The sequence below is a fragment of the Streptomyces sp. NPDC007971 genome, assembly GCF_042958635.1.
In the GTDB taxonomy this organism is placed as follows: Bacteria; Actinomycetota; Actinomycetes; order Streptomycetales; family Streptomycetaceae; genus Streptomyces.
Genome location: NZ_JBIBJK010000002.1, coordinates 590,667 through 610,160 on the forward strand (window position 1 = coordinate 590,667; position 19,494 = coordinate 610,160).

The following is a 19,494-nucleotide window of genomic DNA, read 5'->3' on the forward strand; positions in this document are numbered from 1 at the left end:
GGCCCGGTGAAGAGCCCCGCGGTCATGCCACGGCCTTTCCCTCTCCGGCGGTGACCAGTGCGGGCGGGTTTCTGTCCGGCCGGGTCGGGGGCGGGCGAGGGCGGGGTCAGGGGGACGGGGTTGCCGGCTCGGCCTCCGGTACGCGACGCCGGCGGCGTCGCTTGAGCAGCGCCCACGGCCCCCGCGGCCCGGTCGGCATCGCCGCCGTGACCTCCGTACCGGCCTCGGAAGCCGCCTCGGCCGCGGCCTGCGCCACCGGCAGGAAGCCCTCGCGGCGGGACACGTCCGGGCGCTCCTCCTCCGCCGGCCACAGCCCGAGCGCCGCGCACACCGTCGGCAGCACCGCCATCGCCGCCGTCGCATACCCCTCCGCCGAGGGGTGGTAGTTGTCCGGGCCGAACAGCTCCCGCGGATTCGCCTCGAACTCGGGCCCGAGCAGATCGCCCAGCGACACCGTGCGCCCGCCCTGCTCGACCACCCCGATGGTCTGGGCCGCCGCGAGCTGCCGCGAGGCCCGCCGGGCCAGCCACCGCAGCGGCTGCTGCACCGGCTCGATGGTGCCGAGATCGGGGCACGTGCCGACGACCACCTCCGCCCCGGCCGTGCGCAGCCGCCGTACCGCCGCCGACAGATGCCGTACCGAACGGGTCGGCGGCATCCGGTGTGTCACGTCGTTCGCGCCGATCATGATCACGCACACGTCGGGGACGGGAGAGGAGCCCGACAGCACCAGCGCCACCTGCCGGTCCAGGTCGTCCGACCGGGCCCCCGGGAGGGCGACGTTGCGCAGCTCCACCGGCCGTTCCGCCACCGCCGACAGCCCCGACGCCACCAGCGCACCCGGTGTCTGCCCCGCCCGGTGCACCCCTTGGCCGGCAGCCGTCGAGTCGCCGAGCATCGTCAGCCTGAGGACCGGTTCACCAGGGATGTCGCAGACTCCCCCGCTCTCGGCTCCGCCGGAGCGGTGGTACCCCCATCCGTACACGCCGTCGGCCCCCGGTACCCGGCCGCTGCTGCCGTTGCCCACATGGCGCCGGGCCATCTGCAGCTCGGCCAGCAGCAGGCCGACGGCGGCCGCTCCGGCCAGCCCGACTCCGCCGCCGCCGTACGCCGCTCCGGCCGCGATCCGCCGGGCCACTCTCGCCCTCGACATGCTCGTCATGCGTCGCCGCCACCTCCTCGTAGCCGTACATCCACTCCTTGCCCCGTACTGCCCGTGCGTCAATCTCAACGGGGAGTGAACGCCCGCCCGGCGTCACCCGGGGGCCTTAGGCTGGCGGCACCAACCATGACCACTGTTTTTGCAAGCAACCGGAGACAACGGTGCAATTCCACGACTCGATGATCAGCCTCGTCGGCAACACCCCGCTGGTGCGGCTCAACAGTGTGACCGAGGGCATCCAGGCCACCGTCCTGGCCAAGGTGGAGTACTTCAACCCGGGCGGTTCCGTGAAGGACCGCATCGCCCTGCGGATGATCGAGGCCGCCGAGCAGAGCGGGGAGCTGAAGCCGGGCGGCACGATCGTGGAGCCGACCAGCGGCAACACCGGCGTGGGCCTTGCCATCGTGGCCCAGCAGAAGGGCTACAAGTGCATCTTCGTCTGCCCTGACAAGGTGAGCACCGACAAGATCAACGTGCTGCGTGCGTACGGTGCCGAGGTCGTGGTCTGCCCGACGGCGGTCGCTCCCGAGCACCCGGACTCCTACTACAACGTCTCCGACCGTCTCGTCCGCGAGACCCCCGGCGCCTGGAAGCCCGACCAGTACTCCAACCCCAACAACCCGCTCTCGCACTATCACTCGACCGGCCCCGAGCTGTGGGAGCAGACCGAGGGGAAGATCACCCACTTCGTGGCGGGCGTGGGCACCGGCGGCACCATCTCCGGCACCGGCCGCTATCTGAAGGACGCCAGCGACGGCAAGGTCCAGGTCGTCGGCGCCGACCCCGAGGGCTCGGTGTACTCCGGCGGCTCCGGGCGGCCCTACCTGGTCGAGGGCGTCGGTGAGGACTTCTGGCCCACCGCCTACGACAGGACCGTCGCCGACGAGATCGTCGCGGTCTCCGACAAGGACTCCTTCCAGATGACCCGCCGCCTCGCCAAGGAGGAGGGCCTGCTGGTGGGCGGCTCCTGCGGCATGGCCGTCGTGGCCGCGCTGCGCGTCGCCGAGCGGCTCGGCCCGGACGACGTCGTGGTCGTCCTGCTGCCCGACAGCGGCCGTGGCTACCTCAGCAAGATCTTCAACGACGAGTGGATGGCCGACTACGGCTTCCTGGAGGACGAGGGCCCCAGCGCCCGCGTCGCCGACGTCCTGAACGACAAGGCGCACGGCGCCATCCCCTCCCTGGTGCACATGCACCCGGAGGAGACGGTCGGGCAGGCCATCGAGGTGCTGCGCGAGTACGGCGTCTCGCAGATGCCGGTGGTCAAGCCGGGCGCCGGCCACCCGGACGTCATGGCCGCCGAGGTCGTCGGGTCGGTCGTGGAGCGGGAGCTGCTGGATGCCCTGTTCTCCAAGCGGGCCTCGCTGGAGGACCCGCTGGAGAAGCACATGTCGGCCCCGCTGCCCCAGGTCGGCTCCGGCGAGCCGGTCGGCGACCTGATGTCGGTGCTCGGTACGGCGGACGCGGCGATCGTCCTGGTCGAGGGCAAGCCGACCGGTGTGGTCAGCCGGCAGGACCTGCTGGCCTTCCTGGCCAAGGGCGGAAAGCAGTAGCGAACGTGCGGTGAACGGCCCGTGTCGGCGGCGAACTTGCGGTGACCGCGGCCGTTCGCGCCGTCGCGGAAGTGGTACGAGCGTGTCACGTGCACGCAGCACCCGCTTAACACGCGTCCGGCACATTGGTGGGTGTCGGCAGGGCGATGGGGGCACCACCCAGGCGTCAAGCACTGGGGAAGGCTCCCCGCCCACGCCGGCGCCGAACGGCGCCAAGGACCTCCGGAGCGGCTCCCGGACCATCCATGGACGCCACGGACGCGCAGCCCGGCCCTGACCCGGCCCGCGTCCTTCGCGGGGACCGCCGTCGTCCCGCCCCCCGGCAACGGGGGTGCGGCGGTCCCCGCGCACTTCTCTCCACGGCTGAACCGCCGCCGCTCGCAGGGCGGTTGCCCGCCGTTGTGCTTCTTCGGTTCAGCAGTGCTTCTTCAGTTCACGGGTGCGGCCGTGGGAGCTTTCCAGCTGCCCAGCAGCGCCAGCCTCTGAGCCGTGTCCGAACCCGGCTCGGGCGTGTACACCACGATCGTCTGCTCCGGATCCCCCGGGACCGTCAGGGTCTCGTACGGGAGGGTCAGCACGCCCACCTCCGGGTGGCGTACCTTCTTCACGCCGTAGGCGCACTCCCTGACCTGGTGGTCGGCCCACAGGCGGCGGAAGTCCTCGCTCTTCAGGGAGAGTTCGCCCACCAGCGCGCACAGCTCGCGGTCGTCGGCGTACAGGCCCGCGTTCAGCCTCAGGTGCGCCACCGTCTGCGCGGCCACCGCGGCCCACTCGGGGTACAGCTCCCGGCCCTCGGGGTTCAGGAAGACCTGCCGGGGCATGTTCCGCTCGCCCGGTGCCAGGTGGCTGAAGCCGTTGACCGCGTCGGCGAGCGCGTTCCACGCCAGCACGTCCATCCGGCGGCCCAGCACGAAGGCCGGGTGGCGGTCCATGCCGTCCAGCACCGCCTGGATGCCGGGGCGCACGCGGGGCGCGGCCGGCTGCTTCGCCCGCCGCCGGCGCGGGCGGGCCACCGTCCGCAGATACGCGTGCTCGGTCTCGTCCAGCCGCAGCACCCGCGCGATCGCGTCCAGGACCGCGTCCGAAACGCTGGGTCCCCGGCCCTGTTCCAGGCGGATGTAGTAGTCCACGCTGACCCCCGCGAGCTGGGCCACCTCCTCGCGGCGCAGGCCCGGTACGCGGCGCCGTCCGTGCGCGGGCAGACCCACCTCCTCGGGCCGTACGCGAGCGCGCCGTGAGCGCAGGAAGTCGCCCACTTCTCCTTCGGTCCAGTCCCCGTTCATGAGCCGATCGTAGGTCAGGGACCGGCCGTCGAACCTGGTACTGGCAGACCCAGGAAAAGCCGATCCCTGGGTAGGGCGCCCGCGCCCGGCGAAGGTGGTGTCAGCGGCCGGGGAGACGCCCCGGCCACCGCACCAGGGGGAACACCCATGTCGTACGAGAACCTTGCCGGCCGTACCGCCGTCGTCACCGGAGCGGCCAGCGGCATAGGCGAGGCCGTCGCGCGCCGACTCGCCGCCGAGGGCGCCCGGGTGGCGCTGTTCGCGCGGCGTGCCGACCGGCTGGAGGCCGTCGCCGGGAAGATCAGGGCCGAGGGCGGCGAGGCGCTGGTGGTGGCCGCCGACGTCACCGACGACGCGTCGGTCGAGGCCGCCCGCGACCGGGTCCACGAGACCTTCGGGCCCGTCGACCTGGTCGTCAACAACGCCGGTGTGATGCTGCCGAACCCCGTCGACGACGGGCGTCTGGACGAGTGGCAGCGGATGATCGACACCAATGTGACCGGTGTGCTGCGGGTCGTGCGCGCCTTCACCGCAGACCTGGTGGCCGCGGCCGCCGAAGGCCGCACCGCCGACCTGGTCAACGTCTCGTCCATCGGCGCGCACGCCGTCTACCCCACCTACGCGGTGTACGGCGCCACCAAGGCCGCCGTCACCTTTCTCTCGCAGTCCCTGCGCAGCGAGTTCGGGCCGCGCGACGTGCGGGTCACCAACATCGAGCCGGGACTCACGGACACCGAGCTGAAGAACCACGTCGACAGCGAGGAACTGTCCGGGCAGCTGGACGGCATGGTGGAGGCGATCGGGACACTGGCGGCGGCGGAGGTCGCGGACGTCGTCGCCTACGTCAGCAGCCGCCCCCGGCACGTCAACCTGCGTCAGATCATGGTGCTGCCGACCCGGCAGGCCTGAGCCGGGTCACCCCTCCCAGTCGCTGTCCTGGGAGGAGGACTTGGGGCGCCGGGTGCCGAAGAGGCCGGGGTTGGTGCGGGCCGCCTGCACGGCGTTGACGCCGACGATGCCGGCCCAGGTGACCAGGAGACCGGCGAGATGGGCGTTGTAGGCGCCGATCGCGGACAGCGGGATCGCCAGCACCAGCGAGACGATGCCGAAGCCGAAGCGCTCGGCCCAGGAGTCGGCGGTCTTCGGCGTGCGGGAGCCACGGGCGACCACCATCTGCGCCTCCGCCATCTGCCGCCGCACCCGCCGCTCGACCGCGCCGTCGATGCGCTGGTCGACCTTCTCCAGGAACGAGTCCACCAGGGCGGACTCGTACTCCTCGCCCAGCTCCCTGCGGGCCTGCAGGGTGGCGTCGACTTCCTTCTTGAAGTCGGCGTCCCGTGCGTCCATTGCTGTCATGTCCGCAACGTTAGACAGTCGGGCCGCCCGCCGCACTGGGGATAGCCCCCCTGTCGGGGGTGGGGCTCGCCGGGAGGACGCCCAGCGACTCCAGCACCCGGCGGTGACCGTGTTCATGGCTACTTCGGGGGCTGTGCGGGAAGCGGGGTCAGGGCAGCAGGGACACGAGCCCTGTGCCGGGATCGAACCGCGCCGCCTCGACATGAGCGGTGCCGAACGCGGGATCCGCGCGGATCGCGTCCCGCACCCATGTGGTGTGGGCCCGCATGGTGTGCTCGGCCCAGTCGCCGGGCAGTGCGCGGGTGCGGTGGGCGGCGGGGGCGATCTCGTCCACCAGCAGTTCCAGATGGCCCGGCACCGGCGCGCCCGTGCGCAGATGTTCCAGCGTGGCGGCGACGGCCCCGCAGCGCTCGTGCCCGAGGACCAGCACGAGCGGGACGCCCAGCTCCTCCACGCCGTACTGGACGGAGCCGAGCACGGCCTCGTCCAGCACCTGGCCGGCCGTCCTGGTGCACAGCAGGTCGCCGAGCCCCTGGTCGAATACCAGCTCCGGGGGGACGCGGGAGTCGATGCAGCCGACGATCACGGCGAACGGGTGGTGTGCGGCGGCCGGCCGGCGGGGCCGGCCGGCGTCGTCGTGCGGGTGCCGGGGGCGGTCGGCGGCGTAGCGCCGGTTGCCGGCGAGCAGTTCGTCCAGGGCGCCGGGTGCGGTGAGGGACGGGCGGGGGCGGGGGCCGGGCGCGGCCGTCGCCGGGGCGGCGGTTGCCGGCGAGCAGTTCGTCCAGGGCGCCGGGTGCGGTGAGGGACGGGCGGGGGCGGGGGCCGGGCGCGGCCGTCGCCGGGGCGGCGGCCGACGCGGTGACGGCGGCGGCCGTCAGGAAGGCCCTGCGGTTGGAGGCCATGACGCTTCCTCAGTGTCGTGCCAGTAGCGCCTTTTCACCGTAAGCACTCGATCGGTCACCCTCGGTGGTCGTTTAACGACACTTGGCTGATTCGTCGTCAGATCATCGCCACGGCGATACCGCCCCTTGGGTGGTGGTGACGGCTGGACCGTTACTGCGTCGGGAAGCGCTTGCAGGCCGCCCTGAGCTGCGGCATGAGATGCCCCTTGCCCGGCTGCATAACGTCATGCAGAGTTCTTGATGTCTGAATAGGCTGTCGGCGCGAGGGGAGTGTGGACCCGATGGTGTCTCGCATCATGGACGCGCCCGAGTCCGTGCGGTCCGCGGAGGTGGTCCTGGACGGGGGCGGCCTCGGCGCCGAGGGCGTCGTGCGCCTCGCCGACGGGACCGCGCGGCCGGTCCCCGCCGCCGACGCCATGCGGCGCGCGGAGGACTCCTGGAACGCCGCCCGGCAGATCGCGGCCACCGGGCGCGTGTACGGCCGTTCCACCGGTGTGGGCGCGAACCGCAGCGAGGACGTGCCCACCGAGGCCGCCGCCGGGCACGGCCTGCGCCTGCTGCGCAGTCACGCCGGTGCCATAGGCGGGGAACTTCCCGCCCGGCAGGTCCGCGCGATGCTCGCCGTCCGCGCCAACCAGGTGCTGGCCGGGGGCGCCGGCCTCAGGCCCGGCGTGGTCACCGCGCTGTGCGAGGCGCTGGAGACGGGCGCGTACCCGGTCGTCAACGAGTACGGCTCCGTCGGCACCGGTGACATCGCGGCGCTGGCCCAGGTGGGCCTCGCGCTGGCCGGGGAGCACCCGTGGCGGGGCGACGCCGCCCCCGGGCCGCAGCCCCTGGACAACAACGACGCCCTCGCCCTGATCAGCAGCAACGCGCTCACCCTCGGGCAGTCCGCGCTCGCCCTGCACGAGCTGCGCGGGCTGATCGGCGCCACCCAGGTCGTCGCGGCCCTGTCGCTGCTCGCCGTGGACGGCTCCCACGAGCCGTACGCCGCCCCCGTGCACCTCGCCCGCCCGCACCGCGGCAGCGCCGAGGTGGCCCGGCGGATGCGGGAGCTGATCGGCGCCGCCGACCGGCCGGCCCCGCCGCTCGGCCGGATCCAGGACCCGTACGGCTTCCGCTGCCTGCCCCAGATACACGGACCCGCGCACGACGCGGCGGACGCCCTGGAAGAGGTCCTGGCGGTGGAGATCAACGCGGCGGCCGAGAACCCGCTGATCGCCCCGGGCGACCTGGCCGCCTACCACCACGGCGGCTTCTACCAGGCCCAGCTCGCCCTCGCCCTGGACCACTTCCGGCTCGCCGTGACCCAGGTGGCCCGCCTGTCCACGTCCCGCCTGTCCACCCTCAACGAGCCCGCCTACACCCGTCTGCGCCCGTTCCTCGCCGACCACGAACCGGCCTCCTCCGGCGTGATGATCCTGGAGTACGCGGCGGGAGCGGCCCTCGGGGACCTGAGGGCCTTCTCGGCCCCCGCGTCGCTCGGCCACGCTGTACTCTCCCGGGGCGTCGAGGAACAGGCGAGTTTCGCCTCGCTCGCCGCGCGCCAGACCCTGCGCGCGTGCGATGCGTACCGTCTGGTGGTGGGCTGCGAACTGGTCGCCGCCGTCCGGGCGCTGCGCCAGCGCGACCTGAGGCCCGACCCGGGGCTCCTGGCCGGCCGGGCGCTGACGCTGGCCGAGTCGGTCCTCGACGACGACGCGGCCGACCGGCCGCTCACGCACGACGTGACGGCGGCCGCCGCACTGCTCGACCGGTTCACGGACATCTGGAGGGGGAGCACGGCATGAGCGTGGACAGGAGTACCGGGGTGGCCTCCGGCGAGACACCCGGGGTGACCTCCGGGGTGGTCTCCGGCGCGGCGTCGGCCGCGGCATCCGGGGTGACGCCCGGGGAGAAGTCCGGCGTGGCCTCCGGTCTGGCCTCCGGCGTGGCGGACAGCCCGGCCACCCGGTTGCAGACGCTCTTCGAAGGACACAGGCTCACGCCGACCCAGCGCCGCATCGCGCACAGCATGGTCCGGCGGGCCGCCGACGTGCCCTTCCTTTCCAGCGTGGAGCTGGCCGAGCTGGCCGGGGTCAGCCAGCCCTCGGTGACCCGGTTCGCGGTCGCCCTGGGCTTCGACGGCTACCCCGCCCTGCGCCGGCACCTGCGCGAGGTCGTGCCCGCCGAACCGGCCGCGGAGAACGGCTCGTACAACGAGTACCAGCAGGCCGTCGAGGCCGAGATCGAGAACCTGAAGCACCTCGCCGAGCTGCTCGCCGACCCGCGGCCGGTGCAGCGGGCCGGCCGGATCCTGGCCGCCTCCCGCCCGCTGCCGGTGCTCGGCCTGCGCGCCGCCGCCTCGCAGGCGTACGGCTTCGCCTACTTCGCCGCCAAGGTCCATCCGGACGTCCGGCTGCTCAACGAGGGCGGCACGATGATCCACGACCGCATCGACGCGGCCGTCCGCGCGGGCGCCACGGCCCTGCTGTGCTTCGCGCTGCCGCGGCATCCGCGCGAGGTCGTCGACACCCTCGGCTATGCCAAGGAGGCGGGCCTGACCGTCGTCACGGTCGCCGACTCCGCCTTCGCCCCGGTCGCCAGGTACTCCGACCTGCTGCTGCCCGCCGCGGTCGGCACCGGACTCGCCTTCGACACCGCGTGCGCGCCGATGCTGCTCGGGCGGGTGCTGCTGGAGGCGGTCTGCGACGACCTGCCCGACGCCCAGGCGAGGCTGGAGGAGTTCGACGCGAACGCCTCCGCCCGCGGACTGTTCGTCGACTGACCTGGCGCTCTCAGACTCGTCTCAGGTTCCGCCACTGGCGTCGTGCGCACACGCAGACGCCGGACGGACACGTGACACGGGAGGCCGACGTGGCGCGCGCAGGACGCGGAGGACAGGGACTGGCCCGGGTGGCCGTCGTCGTACGGGCGGGGGCCGCACCGCTGTGGTGGCTGGGGGTGTTCGCCGCCGGGACCGGGGTCCTGGCGCCCGGCGTGACCGGGCGATGGATCGGGGTGGTGGCCGGGGCCGCTCTGTTCCTCGTCACCGCGGCAGTCGTGGCGCCGGCGCGGCGCGGGCGGTACGACGCCCTCGCCCGCGGGGCGTCCCGCGCGGGCAAGCACGACGTCCTGCAGGACCGGGCGGTCACCGTGCGCACCTGGCGCCGGGGGCACCGCTGGTGGCTGCTGCTGGCCTTCGCCGTCGCCTTCGGCAGCTCCTTCGCGGTGCCCGCGGCCGGCGGCATGCTGCTCGCCGGGGCCGGCGCCGGGCTCCGGCTGAAGGCCGCCCGGCTCGGGCGGCGCGAGCGGGCCGGGGACGCGCACCTGCGGGTGCGCGTCGACTGGCTCGACGGGCGGGGCGGCAACCCGGTGGGCAAGGCCGTGCGGGGCCTGCGGAGTACGGGTGTCGCGGCCGGCGACGCGGCCCCGGGCGGGGCCCGCCGCCGTGCCGCGGCGCTCGTCTGACCTCGCCCTAGACCTCCAGCTCCGCCTCGATCCGCTTGAGCTGGTGCCGGGCCATCGCCAGGTTGGCCCGGGCGGCGTCCAGGACCAGGTAGAGGAACAGGCCGTTGCCGCCGCGGCCCTTGAGCAGGCGGATCAGGTGGTACTGGTCCGACAGTGTGATCAGGATGTCCTCGATGTCGCCCTTGAGGCCGAGGTGTTCCATCGTGCGCATCTTGGCGCGGATCACGTCCGTGTTGCCGGCGGCGGCCACGTTCAGGTCGAAGCTCTTGTTGCCGCCCATCGTGCCCAGCGCCATGCCGCTGGTGTAGTCGACGAGGGCGACGCCGGTCGCGCCCTCGATGGAGGTGAGCGCCTCTTTCAGTGCGATCTCGGTGTTGGCCATGGTGTGTCCTCTCAACTGTCGGTTGCGGTGCGCGCCTCGGCGGCCGTCGTGGTGCGTGGCGTGCGTGTGGTGCGGGTACGTGCGGGTGTGGTTCGGGTGACCGGGCGGGCGGCCGCGGCGGCGGCCTCGGCGGCGTCGAGCAGTTCGCCGATGCGGGCTCCGGCCCGGCGGCCCTCCAGGTGGAGCCGGCCGACATTGACGCGGTCCTGGGCGAGCAGGGTCAGCACGGCGGTGCGGCCGGCCGCGTAGGTGGCGACGTAGCCGTGCTCGCCGCGCACCAGCAGTTCCCGGAAGGAGCCGTTCCCGGTGGCATCGGCGACGCGTACGGCGACGCCGAGCGCTGCCGCGGTGAGGGCGGCGAGGCCCTCCGGGTCGACGCCCGGGGTGTCGTGGGCGACGACGAGTCCGTCGACGCCGGCCGCGAGCGCGCCGGTGAGCTGCGGGACACGGGTCCGCAGCCGGCGCAGTTCGTCCAGGACGGCCTGCAGGTCCTGTTCGGGCACCATCAGCTCTCTCCTCTCGGCGGGGCGGTGCCTTTCAAAGCGCCTCCAGCGCATCCCTGAGCCTCTTCAGCAGCGCGATGTCGGGGTCGGTGACCGTGAGCGGGGGAGTGGGCAGCGGCGGGGCGTGGGGGGGGGGGGCCCGCCCCCCGCGGGCGGCCCGGGCGCGCCGCCGCGCCCGCCCCCCCCCCGGGGGCCCCCCGGGGGGCCCCGGGGGGGGGGGGGGCGCGGGGGGGGGGGGGGCGGGGGGGGGCGGGGGGGGGGGGGGGGGGGGGGGGGGGGGGGGGGGGCGCGGGCGGCCCCCGCCCCCCCCCCCCCCCGGGGGCGCCCCGCCCCACGTCCACCAGCGTGTGGAACGCCTGTCTGCCCAGGGTGCGGGCGATCTCCGGGGCCGTGCGGACGCCGTCCACCCGGTCCAGGACCACCCGCCGGCGCGGAGGGACCGGCGCCGCGCCCGCCGGGTCGGCGCGGATCAGCGGGGCGCTGTCGGCCGCCGGGTCCGGCCAGAGGCGGTGCAGCAGCAGGCGGCGGCGCAGCGTCTCGCGTTCCAGGGCGATGACCGGGACCGAGGGCAGCGGGCCGATGCGCGGCCCGCTGTCGTAGCGGAACCGGCCGGGGGTGCTGCTCGGCGCCAGCGCGAAGTACCCGGCGTCGTACAGGGCGTCCAGATGGCACAGTTCCAGCGCGCCCTCGGGCAGCAGTCCGGCCTCCAGCAGGAGGCGGGCCGCGTCCGCGGTGCCGGAGGTCCGCGCGGCCGCCTGCTGCCAGGCGGCCGCCGCGAGGGTCCCGTGGGCCGTGAGCAGGACGTCCAGGCCCGGGGCGAGCGGGCTCTCGGCGTGCACCACCCGGCCCTGGGCCAGGTGCAGCGTGCCGTGCTCGCGCACGAGCACCCCGGTGGCCTGCTCCTCGGCGAGCCGCCGCAGCATCGGCGACAGCGCGCCCGCGGTGCGGTCCGCCGCCGCGACCCTGTCCCGCACCGGCAGCGGCGGAGGGGTCCCGACCCTGGTCATCCCAGCACCAGCCGGTCGGCCATCTCGCCGAGCCGGATCCGGGCGAGCGCGAGGTTGCCGTCCTCGCGGCCGAGCCACAGGTGCAGGAAGACGCTGCTGTCGAAGGACGTGACCACGAACCGCAGCAGGTGATAGCTGTCGCGGTTGCTGATGATCACGTCCTCCACGGGCGGGCGTCCGTCCGTGTCGTCCCCGGCTGTGAAGGCGCCGTGCTCGGCGGCCAGGCGGGCCAGTTCGGCGGCCTCGGCGGCGGTGGTCTCGTGGTCACCGCCGGGGGCGTCCCCGACGGTGCCCAGAGCCAGTCCGCTCGTCCAGTCCACCAGCGCGGCTCCCCGGGCACCGGGCAGCCGCATCGCCTCAAGTAGGCACTCGTCGATTCCGGGCACGCCGGTTCCCCTCCCCGCTGTACTCCGGTTGAGTGACAGGGACACTACGCAACGTGTGCGCGAGGGGTGAGGCCTTTGGCATTTTCCAGTGGAACGTGCGTCCGGCGTACTAGTGTGGGTCAACTGACGACTGTTTCACGGCAGTTGATCCATTTGTTCGAGCGGAAGCGGGGGTGTGTCAACGGCTCCCGAGCGTGCGCAGGGTGGTGAGATTGTCCGCTTGCGCCCCTCCGGATTCGGCCACGATCTCCGGCACGGTCTGCGGCTCCCGCACGGTCGCGAAGGCCACCGCGCCGGACCCGTCCGGCACGAAGCCGTAGATCCCGGGCCGAGCCAGGGAGTTGTAGGCGTAGTGGTGGGCGAAGTAGTACGCGCCCGTGTCCAGCGCCGCCGCGTAGTCGCCCTGTTCCAGCAGGGGCAGCGCGCGCTCCTCGGCGAGCAGGTCGCCCGAGAAGCAGGCCGGGCCCGCCACGTCCTGCACCACCTCGGGACCCGCCTTCGGCCGCCCCTTGGCGTCGTACGCGGCGATCCTCAGCGGCCACGCCCCCGGCGCGTACACGGTCCGCGTCGCCACCTGCACGCCCGCGTGCGTCACCGCGATCCGCCGTCCGCCCGAGGTCTTCGCGTACTCCACCCGCGCCACCACCGTGCCGTGCCTGGCCAGCAGCGACCGCCCGAACTCGGTCACCAGCCCGTACCGCCCGTCGAACAGCCCCGGCACCCGGTCGGCCAGCAGCCGCGCGTACTGGGCGAACGTCGGCGCCGCCGCCTCCGCGGTGAAGTCGACCGGCAGCCCGCCGCCGATGTCGAGCGTGTCGATCTGCTGCCGCCCGACCCGCGCGTTGATCTCCTCGGCGAGCGCATACGTCTCCGCCACGCCCTGCGCCAGCAGTGGCAGCGGGATGCCCTGCGAGCCGGTGTGCGCGTGCAGCCGGGTCAGCCACGGCCGGGCCGCGCAGGCCCGGACGACCCACTCCCGGGCCCCCTCGTCGCGCAGCGCCACGCCGAACTTGGAGGTCGCCGTCGCCGTCGAGGTCGCCCCGATGCTGCCGCCGCCGACCTGCGGGTTGATCCGGAGGCCGAGCGGCGAGCGGGTGGGTGCCATGGGGGCGCCTCCCGTGCCGCCCGCGCCGTGGGGGAGGACGAGGGCGTCGATCCGGTCCAGCTCCTGCGGGTTGTCCGCGTTGACGGCGATGCCCAGCGCCAGCGCCTCGCGCAGCTCCGCCGGGGTCTTGGCGGGCGAGTCGAGCACCGTCCGCTCCGGCGGCAGGCCCGCCACCCGCGCCAGGGCCAGCTCGCCCGGGCTCGCCACCTCCGCGCCGATGCCTTCCGCGTGCAGCAGCCGCAGCACCGGCACCAGCGGGGCCGCCTTCACCGCGAAGGCGTGCAGCACCGGTGTCCCCGGCGGCACGACCGCGCCGAACGCCGCCCGCAGGGCCGCCGCCGACTCCCGGATGCCGGTGACGTCCAGCAGTGCGACCAGGGCCGCGTCCGGCCCCAGCAGGCCCTGCTCCACCGCGCCCCGCACCGCCTCGTCCCGCCGGGCGGTACGGGCGCGGGCCTCGCTGTCGATGTCGTGCCCCACGCCTTTCCCCCTCTCTGTCGGCCTTCGCGTTCCTTCGTGTCCTTCCATGCACCTTCCAGCCAAACACCCCCGCCGCGCCGACGCGGACCCGCCGATGTATTGACTAGTTCTATTCAGGAGGACAGGATGTGAATAGACGCAGCTACAGAAGGAGGCAGACGATGTCGGGACCCCGCCCCGTACGAGCACCGCGCGGCACGGAACTGAGCACCCTGGGATGGCAGCAGGAAGCCGCCCTGCGGATGCTGCAGAACAACCTCGACCCCGAGGTCGCCGAGCACCCCGACAAGCTCGTCGTCTACGGCGGCACCGGCAAGGCCGCCCGTGACTGGCGCTCCTTCGACGCGATGGTGCGCACGCTGAGGACCCTCAAGCAGGACGAGACCATGCTGGTCCAGTCCGGCCGCCCGGTCGGCGTGATGCAGACCCACGAGTGGGCCCCGCGCGTGCTCATCGCCAACTCCAACCTCGTCGGCGACTGGGCCAACTGGGAGGAGTTCCGCCGTCTGGAGGCCCTCGGCCTGACCATGTACGGCCAGATGACCGCCGGCTCCTGGATCTACATCGGCACCCAGGGCATCCTCCAGGGCACCTACGAGACCTTCGCCGCCGTCGCCGCGAAGAAGTTCAACGGCACCCTCGCCGGGACCATCACCCTCACCGCCGGCCTCGGCGGCATGGGCGGCGCCCAGCCCCTCGCCGTCACCATGAACGACGGCGTCGCCCTCTGCATCGACTGCGACCCGCGCGCCATCGAGCGCCGCATCGAGCACCGCTACCTCGACGTCAGGGCCGACAGCCTCGACCACGCGCTCCAGCTCGCCACCGAGGCCCGCGACGCCCGCCGCCCGCTGTCCATCGGTGTCCTCGGCAACGCGGCCGAGCTGGTCCCGCAGCTGCTCGCGATGAACGCGCCCATCGACATCGTCACCGACCAGACCTCCGCCCACGACCCGCTGGCGTACCTGCCGGTCGGCGTGGCGTTCGAGGACATGGCCGACGAGGCGGCCAAGGACCCGGCCGGCTTCACCACCCGCTCCCGCGAGTCCATGGCCAAGCACGTCGAGGCCATGGTCGGCTTCATGGACGCCGGCGCCGAGGTCTTCGACTACGGCAACTCCATCCGCGGCGAGGCCCAGCTGGCCGGATACGACCGGGCGTTCGCCTTCCCCGGCTTCGTCCCCGCCTACATCCGCCCCCTCTTCTGCGAGGGCAAGGGCCCCTTCCGCTGGGCCGCCCTGTCCGGTGACCCGGCCGACATCGCCAAGACCGACAAGGCGCTCCTGGAGCTGTTCCCCGAGAACGAGTCCCTGGCCCGCTGGATCAAGATGGCCGGCGAGCGCGTCCACTTCCAGGGCCTGCCCGCCCGTATCTGCTGGCTCGGCTACGGCGAGCGCGACAAGGCCGGCGAGCGCTTCAACGACATGGTCGCCTCCGGCGAGCTGGCGGCCCCGCTGGCCATCGGCCGCGACCACCTCGACTGCGGCTCCGTCGCCTCCCCGTACCGCGAGACCGAGGCCATGCTCGACGGCTCCGACGCGATCGCCGACTGGCCGCTGCTGAACGCCATGGTCAACGTGGCCTCCGGCGCGTCCTGGGTCTCCATCCACCACGGCGGCGGCGTGGGCATGGGCCGCTCCATCCACGCGGGCCAGGTCACGGTGGCCGACGGTACGAGGCTCGGCGGCGAGAAGATCCGCCGCGTCCTCACCAACGACCCCGGCATGGGCGTCATCCGGCACGTGGACGCGGGCTACGACATCGCGGAGTCCGTCGCCGAGGAGCGCGGCGTGCGGGTGCCGATGCGCGAGGGTGACCAGGCGTGACCTTCCACAGCATGTGGGCGGAGCTGCTGCCGATCGGCCGCAGCTCCGCCTCCGGCGGCTACCGCCGCTACGCCTGGACCGGTGCCGACACCGAGTGCCGGGCCTGGTTCAAGGAGCAGGCCGAGGCCCGCGGGCTCGTCCACGAGGTGGACCGCAACGGCAACCAGTGGGCCTGGCTCGGGGACCCGGCCGCCGGGGACGCCGTCGTCACCGGTTCGCACCTGGACTCGGTGCCGGACGGCGGCGCCTTCGACGGACCTCTCGGCGTCGTCTCCTCCTTCGCCGCCCTGGACGAACTGCGCGGGCGGGGAGCGCGGTTCACCAGGCCGCTGGCCATCGTCAACTTCGGTGACGAGGAGGGCGCCCGGTTCGGGCTGGCCTGTGTCGGCTCCCGGCTCACCGCCGGAGAGCTGACCGTCGAGCAGGCCCACCGGCTCACCGACGGGGACGGGATCAGCCTCCCGCAGGCCATGGAGGCCGCCGGGTACGACCCCGACGCCGTCGGGGCCGACCCGGAGCGGCTCGCCCGTATCGGAGCCTTCGTCGAACTGCACGTCGAGCAGGGCCGCGCGCTGGACCTGTCCGGTGACCGGGTGGGCATCGCCAGTGCCATCTGGCCGCACGGCCGCTGGCGCTTCGACTTCCGCGGCGAGGCCAACCACGCGGGCACCACCCGCCTGGCCGACCGGCGCGACCCGATGCTGTCCTACGCCGAGACCGTGCTCGCCGCCCGTCGCGAGGCCGAACTCGCCGGTGCGGTCGCCACCTTCGGCAAGATCTCCGTCGAGCCGAACGGCGTCAACGCCATCCCCTCCCTGGTGCGCGGCTGGCTGGACTCCCGCGCCGCCGACCAGCAGACCCTGGACACGGTCGTCGGCGGCATCGAGAAGGCCGCCCGGGAGTACGCGGACGCCCACGGCATCGACCTCGACGTCGTCCGGGAGTCCTTCACCCCGGTGGTCGAGTTCGACCACGCGCTGCGCGACGAGCTGGGCCGCATCCTGGGCAGGGACACCGGACTGAGGGTGCCCGTCCTCGGGACCGGTGCCGGACACGACGCCGGAATCCTCTCCGGCCGCATTCCGACCGCCATGCTGTTCGTGCGCAACCCCACCGGCATCTCGCACTCCCCGGCCGAGTTCGCGGCCGAGGACGACTGCGAGGCCGGGGTGCACGCACTCGCCGACGTACTGGAAGGACTGGCCTGCACGTGACGACGCAGACGACGCGGACGTACTGGCTGGAGCACGCCTGGCTCGACCCGGCCGTCGAGCAGGGCGTGGTGGTCGAGGTGTCGGTCAGCGGCTCCGCCGCGGGTGCGGACGGCAGGATCACCGCCGTCCGCACCGACGTGCCCACCCCGCCGCCCGGTGCCGAGATCCTGCGCGGCCTCACCCTGCCCGGCCTGGCGAACGCCCACTCCCATGCCTTCCACCGGGCCCTGCGCGGCACGGTCCAGGTCGGCTCCGGCACCTTCTGGACCTGGCGCGAGGTGATGTACTCCGTCGCCGACCGGCTGACCCCCCAGACGTACCACGCCCTCGCCCGCGCGGTGTACGCCGAGATGGCCCTGGCCGGCGTCACCTGCGTCGGCGAGTTCCACTACCTGCACCACGCCCCCGGCGGCACCGCCTACGCCGACCCCAACGCGATGGGCGAGGCGCTGATCGCGGCCGCCGCCGAGGCCGGTGTCCGCATCACCCTCCTGGACACCGCCTACCTCTCCGCGGGGTTCGGCGCCGAACCCAACGGGCACCAGCTGCGCTTCTCTGACGGCAGCGCCGAGGCCTGGGCCGAACGCTGTGCAGTTCTCAAGGAACGGGATCACGCGAGGATCGGGGCGGCGATCCACTCCGTACGGGCCGTGCCCGCGGACCAGCTGGCGACCGTGGCCCGCTGGGCCGAGGAGCGGCGGGCGCCGCTGCATGTGCACCTGTCCGAGCAGACGGCGGAGAACGACGCCTGCCTCGCGGCCCACGGCTGCACCCCCACCCGGCTGCTCGCCGACCACGGCGTCCTCGGGCCGCGCACCACCGGTGTGCACAACACCCACCTCACCGACGAGGACATCGCCCTGCTCGGCGACTCGGGCACCGGCACCTGCATGTGCCCGACGACGGAGCGCGACCTGGCGGACGGCATCGGCCCGGCCGTCGCCCTCCAGCGGGCGGGCTCCCCCCTCTCCCTCGGCTCCGACAGTCACGCCGTCATCGACCTGCTCGAAGAGGCACGCGCGATGGAGCTGGACGAGCGGCTGCGCACCCGCACCCGGGGCCACTGGACCGCCGCGGCGCTGCTGCGGGCCGCCTCCGCCGACGGCCATGCCGCCCTCGGCTGGCAGGAGGCCGGCAGCATCGAGGCCGGCGCGCTCGCCGATCTGACGACGATCGCGCTCGACTCGGTCAGGACGGCCGGGACGCTGCCCAGGCTGGGCGCCGAGACGGCCGTATTCGCGGCGAGTGCGGCGGACGTACGGCACACGATCGTGGGCGGCCGGCACATCGTCCGGGACGGTGTGCATGCGCTCGTGCCCGACGTGCCGTCGGCACTCGCGGAAGCGATCGACGCCCTGCGCGGCTGACCACCGCAGCACCAGCCGAACCAGCCGAACTCCCCCCGGCCACCCATGAGGACACCATGAGCAGCAGCACTGTCATCACCAACATCGCCACGCTGGTCACCAACGACCCCTCCCTCGGTGACGGCTCCGCCCTCGGTCTGATCCAGGACGCGGCCGTCGTCATCGACGGCGACCGCATCGCGTGGACCGGTGAATCCAGCAAAGCACCCGCCACTGACAACCGGGTCGACGCGGGCGGCCGGGCCGTGCTGCCGGGCTTCGTGGACTCCCACTCCCACCTGGTCTTCGCGGGCGACCGTACGCAGGAGTTCAACGCCCGTATGTCCGGCCGCTCCTACACCGCGGGCGGCATCCGCACCACGGTCGCGGCCACCCGCGCCGCGACCGACGCGGAACTGGAGGCGAACCTCACCCACTACCTGGACGAGGCGCTCCGCCAGGGCACGACCACCTTCGAGACGAAGTCGGGCTACGGCCTGACGGTCGAGGACGAGGCCCGCGCCCTGCGCATCGCGGCCCGCCACACCGACGAGGTGACCTACCTCGGCGCCCACATCGTCTCTCCCGACTACGCGGACGACCCGGCGGCCTATGTCGCCCTGGTCACCGGCGAGATGCTGGACGCCTGCGCGCCCCACGCCCGCTGGGTCGACGTCTTCTGCGAGAAGGGTGCCTTCGACGGCGACCAGGCCCGCGCGATCCTGACCGCGGGCAAGGCCAGCGGCCTGCACCCGCGCGTGCACGCCAACCAGCTCTCCTACGGCCCCGGCGTCCAGCTGGCCGTCGAGCTGGACGCGGCCAGCGCCGACCACTGCACCCACCTCACGGACGCGGACGTCGACGCCCTCGCGAACGGCAACACGGTCGCCACACTCCTGCCCGGCGCCGAGTTCTCCACCCGGGCCGAGTGGCCCGACGCCCGCCGGCTGCTGGACGCGGGCGTGACCGTCGCCCTCTCCACGGACTGCAACCCCGGCTCGTCCTTCACCTCCTCCGTCCCCTTCTGCATCGCCCTCGCCGTCCGCGACATGCGCATGACCCCCGACGAGGCGGTCTGGTCGGCCACGGCAGGCGGCGCGGCGGCCCTGCGCCGCACCGACATCGGCCGCCTGAGCCCGGGGGCCCGGGCCGACCTGACCCTGCTGGACGCGCCGAGCCATGTGCATCTGGCGTACCGGCCGGGCGTTCCGCTGGTCAGCGAGGTCTGGCGCCGGGGCGCGCGGGTGGTCTGACGGGGCAGACGCGGACGACCATCAAGCGGTCACACGCCGACGGCCACCGGGCGGTCACACGCCGACGGTCACCGGGCGGTCACACGCCGACGGTCACCGGGCGGTTAGACGCCGACGGCCACCGGGCGGTCGGACGCGACGGCCACCGGGCGGTCGGACGCGACGGCCACCGGGCGGTCGGACGCGACGGCCACCGGGCGGTTAGACGCCGACGGCCACCGGGCGGTCGGACGCGACGGCCACCGGGCGGTCGGACGCGACGGCCACCGGGCGGTCGGACGCGACG

Annotated in this window: 17 protein-coding genes; 9 read left to right on the forward strand and 8 right to left on the reverse strand. The window is 73.9% G+C overall.

The features are described from left to right. Nucleotides 1-106: 106 nt before the first annotated feature. A complete protein-coding gene (locus ACFZCP_RS06485; RefSeq protein WP_391424581.1) occupies nt 107-1,162 on the reverse strand; it encodes a GDSL-type esterase/lipase family protein in 1,056 nt (351 codons plus the stop codon). Between the two features lie 161 nt (nt 1,163-1,323). Between ACFZCP_RS06485 and ACFZCP_RS06490 the strand changes: the two genes are divergently transcribed. Next, complete coding sequence (locus tag ACFZCP_RS06490) at nt 1,324-2,715, forward strand: cystathionine beta-synthase (RefSeq protein ID WP_362697352.1); 1,392 nt, start codon at nt 1,324-1,326, stop codon at nt 2,713-2,715. Nucleotides 2,716-3,143: 428 nt separating this feature from the next. On the opposite strand, the gene ACFZCP_RS06495 is transcribed toward ACFZCP_RS06490, so the two are convergent. After that, on the reverse strand, nt 3,144-3,998 hold the full coding sequence (locus ACFZCP_RS06495; protein WP_391424583.1) for a helix-turn-helix domain-containing protein: 855 nt from the start codon (nt 3,996-3,998) through the stop codon (nt 3,144-3,146). Nucleotides 3,999-4,145: 147 nt separating this feature from the next. Between ACFZCP_RS06495 and ACFZCP_RS06500 the strand changes: the two genes are divergently transcribed. Continuing rightward, nucleotides 4,146-4,907 carry an SDR family oxidoreductase gene (locus ACFZCP_RS06500; protein ID WP_362697346.1) on the forward strand — a complete coding sequence of 254 codons (762 nt, stop codon included), beginning with the start codon at nt 4,146-4,148 and terminating at the stop codon, nt 4,905-4,907. A gap of 6 nt (nt 4,908-4,913) precedes the next feature. Here the strand turns inward: ACFZCP_RS06500 and ACFZCP_RS06505 are convergent, their stop codons facing one another. Further along, entirely contained in the window at nt 4,914-5,345 is a 432-nt protein-coding gene (locus ACFZCP_RS06505; protein ID WP_362697432.1) for a hypothetical protein, read from the reverse strand. A gap of 157 nt (nt 5,346-5,502) precedes the next feature. Beyond that, nucleotides 5,503-5,940 carry a carbonic anhydrase gene (locus ACFZCP_RS06510; RefSeq protein ID WP_391424586.1) on the reverse strand — a complete coding sequence of 146 codons (438 nt, stop codon included), beginning with the start codon at nt 5,938-5,940 and terminating at the stop codon, nt 5,503-5,505. 597 nt (nt 5,941-6,537) lie between these two features. Here ACFZCP_RS06510 and ACFZCP_RS06515 point away from each other — a divergent pair. From ACFZCP_RS06515 to ACFZCP_RS06525, 3 genes are all read left to right on the forward strand, one after another. Further along, nucleotides 6,538-8,046, forward strand: a complete 1,509-nt coding sequence (locus tag ACFZCP_RS06515; protein WP_391424588.1) for an aromatic amino acid lyase — start codon at nt 6,538-6,540, stop codon at nt 8,044-8,046. 128 nt (nt 8,047-8,174) lie between these two features. Then, entirely contained in the window at nt 8,175-9,023 is an 849-nt protein-coding gene (locus ACFZCP_RS06520) for a MurR/RpiR family transcriptional regulator (RefSeq protein WP_391424732.1), read from the forward strand. 89 nt (nt 9,024-9,112) lie between these two features. Then, a complete protein-coding gene (locus ACFZCP_RS06525; RefSeq protein ID WP_391424590.1) occupies nt 9,113-9,706 on the forward strand; it encodes a hypothetical protein in 594 nt (197 codons plus the stop codon). A gap of 7 nt (nt 9,707-9,713) precedes the next feature. Here ACFZCP_RS06525 and ACFZCP_RS06530 read toward each other — a convergent pair whose 3' ends face one another. The 4 genes from ACFZCP_RS06530 to ACFZCP_RS06545 form a co-directional block, all read right to left on the reverse strand. After that, nucleotides 9,714-10,088, reverse strand: coding sequence for a hypothetical protein (locus tag ACFZCP_RS06530; protein WP_362697334.1), 375 nt, complete (start codon nt 10,086-10,088; stop codon nt 9,714-9,716). An 11-nt stretch (nt 10,089-10,099) separates the two neighbouring features. Continuing rightward, nucleotides 10,100-10,594 (reverse strand): roadblock/LC7 domain-containing protein, encoded by a 495-nt coding sequence (locus tag ACFZCP_RS06535; protein WP_362697331.1) that lies wholly within the window; start codon nt 10,592-10,594, stop codon nt 10,100-10,102. A gap of 1,000 nt (nt 10,595-11,594) precedes the next feature. Continuing rightward, the gene (locus tag ACFZCP_RS06540) at nt 11,595-11,984 is read right to left on the reverse strand and encodes a hypothetical protein (protein WP_362697325.1); all 390 of its coding nucleotides are present in this window, start codon (nt 11,982-11,984) and stop codon (nt 11,595-11,597) included. A gap of 178 nt (nt 11,985-12,162) precedes the next feature. Continuing rightward, nucleotides 12,163-13,617, reverse strand: a complete 1,455-nt coding sequence (locus tag ACFZCP_RS06545; protein WP_391424593.1) for a diaminopimelate decarboxylase — start codon at nt 13,615-13,617, stop codon at nt 12,163-12,165. 113 nt (nt 13,618-13,730) lie between these two features. Between ACFZCP_RS06545 and hutU the strand changes: the two genes are divergently transcribed. Genes hutU through hutI form a run of 4 tightly spaced genes read left to right on the forward strand, consistent with a single transcriptional unit; the run spans nt 13,731 to nt 19,208 of the window. Then, nucleotides 13,731-15,395 carry a urocanate hydratase gene (gene hutU / locus ACFZCP_RS06550; RefSeq protein ID WP_391424595.1) on the forward strand — a complete coding sequence of 555 codons (1,665 nt, stop codon included), beginning with the start codon at nt 13,731-13,733 and terminating at the stop codon, nt 15,393-15,395. Then, the gene (locus tag ACFZCP_RS06555; protein WP_391424597.1) at nt 15,392-16,609 is read left to right on the forward strand and encodes an allantoate amidohydrolase; all 1,218 of its coding nucleotides are present in this window, start codon (nt 15,392-15,394) and stop codon (nt 16,607-16,609) included. The genes hutU and ACFZCP_RS06555 overlap by 4 nt, the downstream gene beginning before the upstream one ends. After that, on the forward strand, nt 16,606-17,976 hold the full coding sequence (locus ACFZCP_RS06560; protein WP_391424599.1) for a formimidoylglutamate deiminase: 1,371 nt from the start codon (nt 16,606-16,608) through the stop codon (nt 17,974-17,976). The genes ACFZCP_RS06555 and ACFZCP_RS06560 overlap by 4 nt, the downstream gene beginning before the upstream one ends. Before the next feature lie 56 nt (nt 17,977-18,032). Continuing rightward, the gene (hutI, locus tag ACFZCP_RS06565) at nt 18,033-19,208 is read left to right on the forward strand and encodes an imidazolonepropionase (RefSeq protein ID WP_391424601.1); all 1,176 of its coding nucleotides are present in this window, start codon (nt 18,033-18,035) and stop codon (nt 19,206-19,208) included. Nucleotides 19,209-19,494: the final 286 nt, after the last annotated feature.

What these genes read in the sequence shown, in the direction of transcription:
- ACFZCP_RS06485 (WP_391424581.1), bottom strand. Translation starts at nt 1,162, where the DNA reads ATGACGAGCATGTCGAGGGCGAGAGTGGCCCGGCGGATCGCGGCCGGA.
- ACFZCP_RS06495 (WP_391424583.1), bottom strand. Translation starts at nt 3,998, where the DNA reads ATGAACGGGGACTGGACCGAAGGAGAAGTGGGCGACTTCCTGCGCTCA.
- ACFZCP_RS06500 (WP_362697346.1), top strand. Translation starts at nt 4,146, where the DNA reads ATGTCGTACGAGAACCTTGCCGGCCGTACCGCCGTCGTCACCGGAGCG.
- ACFZCP_RS06505 (WP_362697432.1), bottom strand. Translation starts at nt 5,345, where the DNA reads ATGGACGCACGGGACGCCGACTTCAAGAAGGAAGTCGACGCCACCCTG.
- ACFZCP_RS06515 (WP_391424588.1), top strand. Translation starts at nt 6,538, where the DNA reads ATGGTGTCTCGCATCATGGACGCGCCCGAGTCCGTGCGGTCCGCGGAG.
- ACFZCP_RS06530 (WP_362697334.1), bottom strand. Translation starts at nt 10,088, where the DNA reads ATGGCCAACACCGAGATCGCACTGAAAGAGGCGCTCACCTCCATCGAG.
- ACFZCP_RS06535 (WP_362697331.1), bottom strand. Translation starts at nt 10,594, where the DNA reads ATGGTGCCCGAACAGGACCTGCAGGCCGTCCTGGACGAACTGCGCCGG.
- ACFZCP_RS06545 (WP_391424593.1), bottom strand. Translation starts at nt 13,617, where the DNA reads ATGGAAGGACACGAAGGAACGCGAAGGCCGACAGAGAGGGGGAAAGGC.
- hutU (WP_391424595.1), top strand. Translation starts at nt 13,731, where the DNA reads ATGTCGGGACCCCGCCCCGTACGAGCACCGCGCGGCACGGAACTGAGC.
- hutI (WP_391424601.1), top strand. Translation starts at nt 18,033, where the DNA reads ATGAGCAGCAGCACTGTCATCACCAACATCGCCACGCTGGTCACCAAC.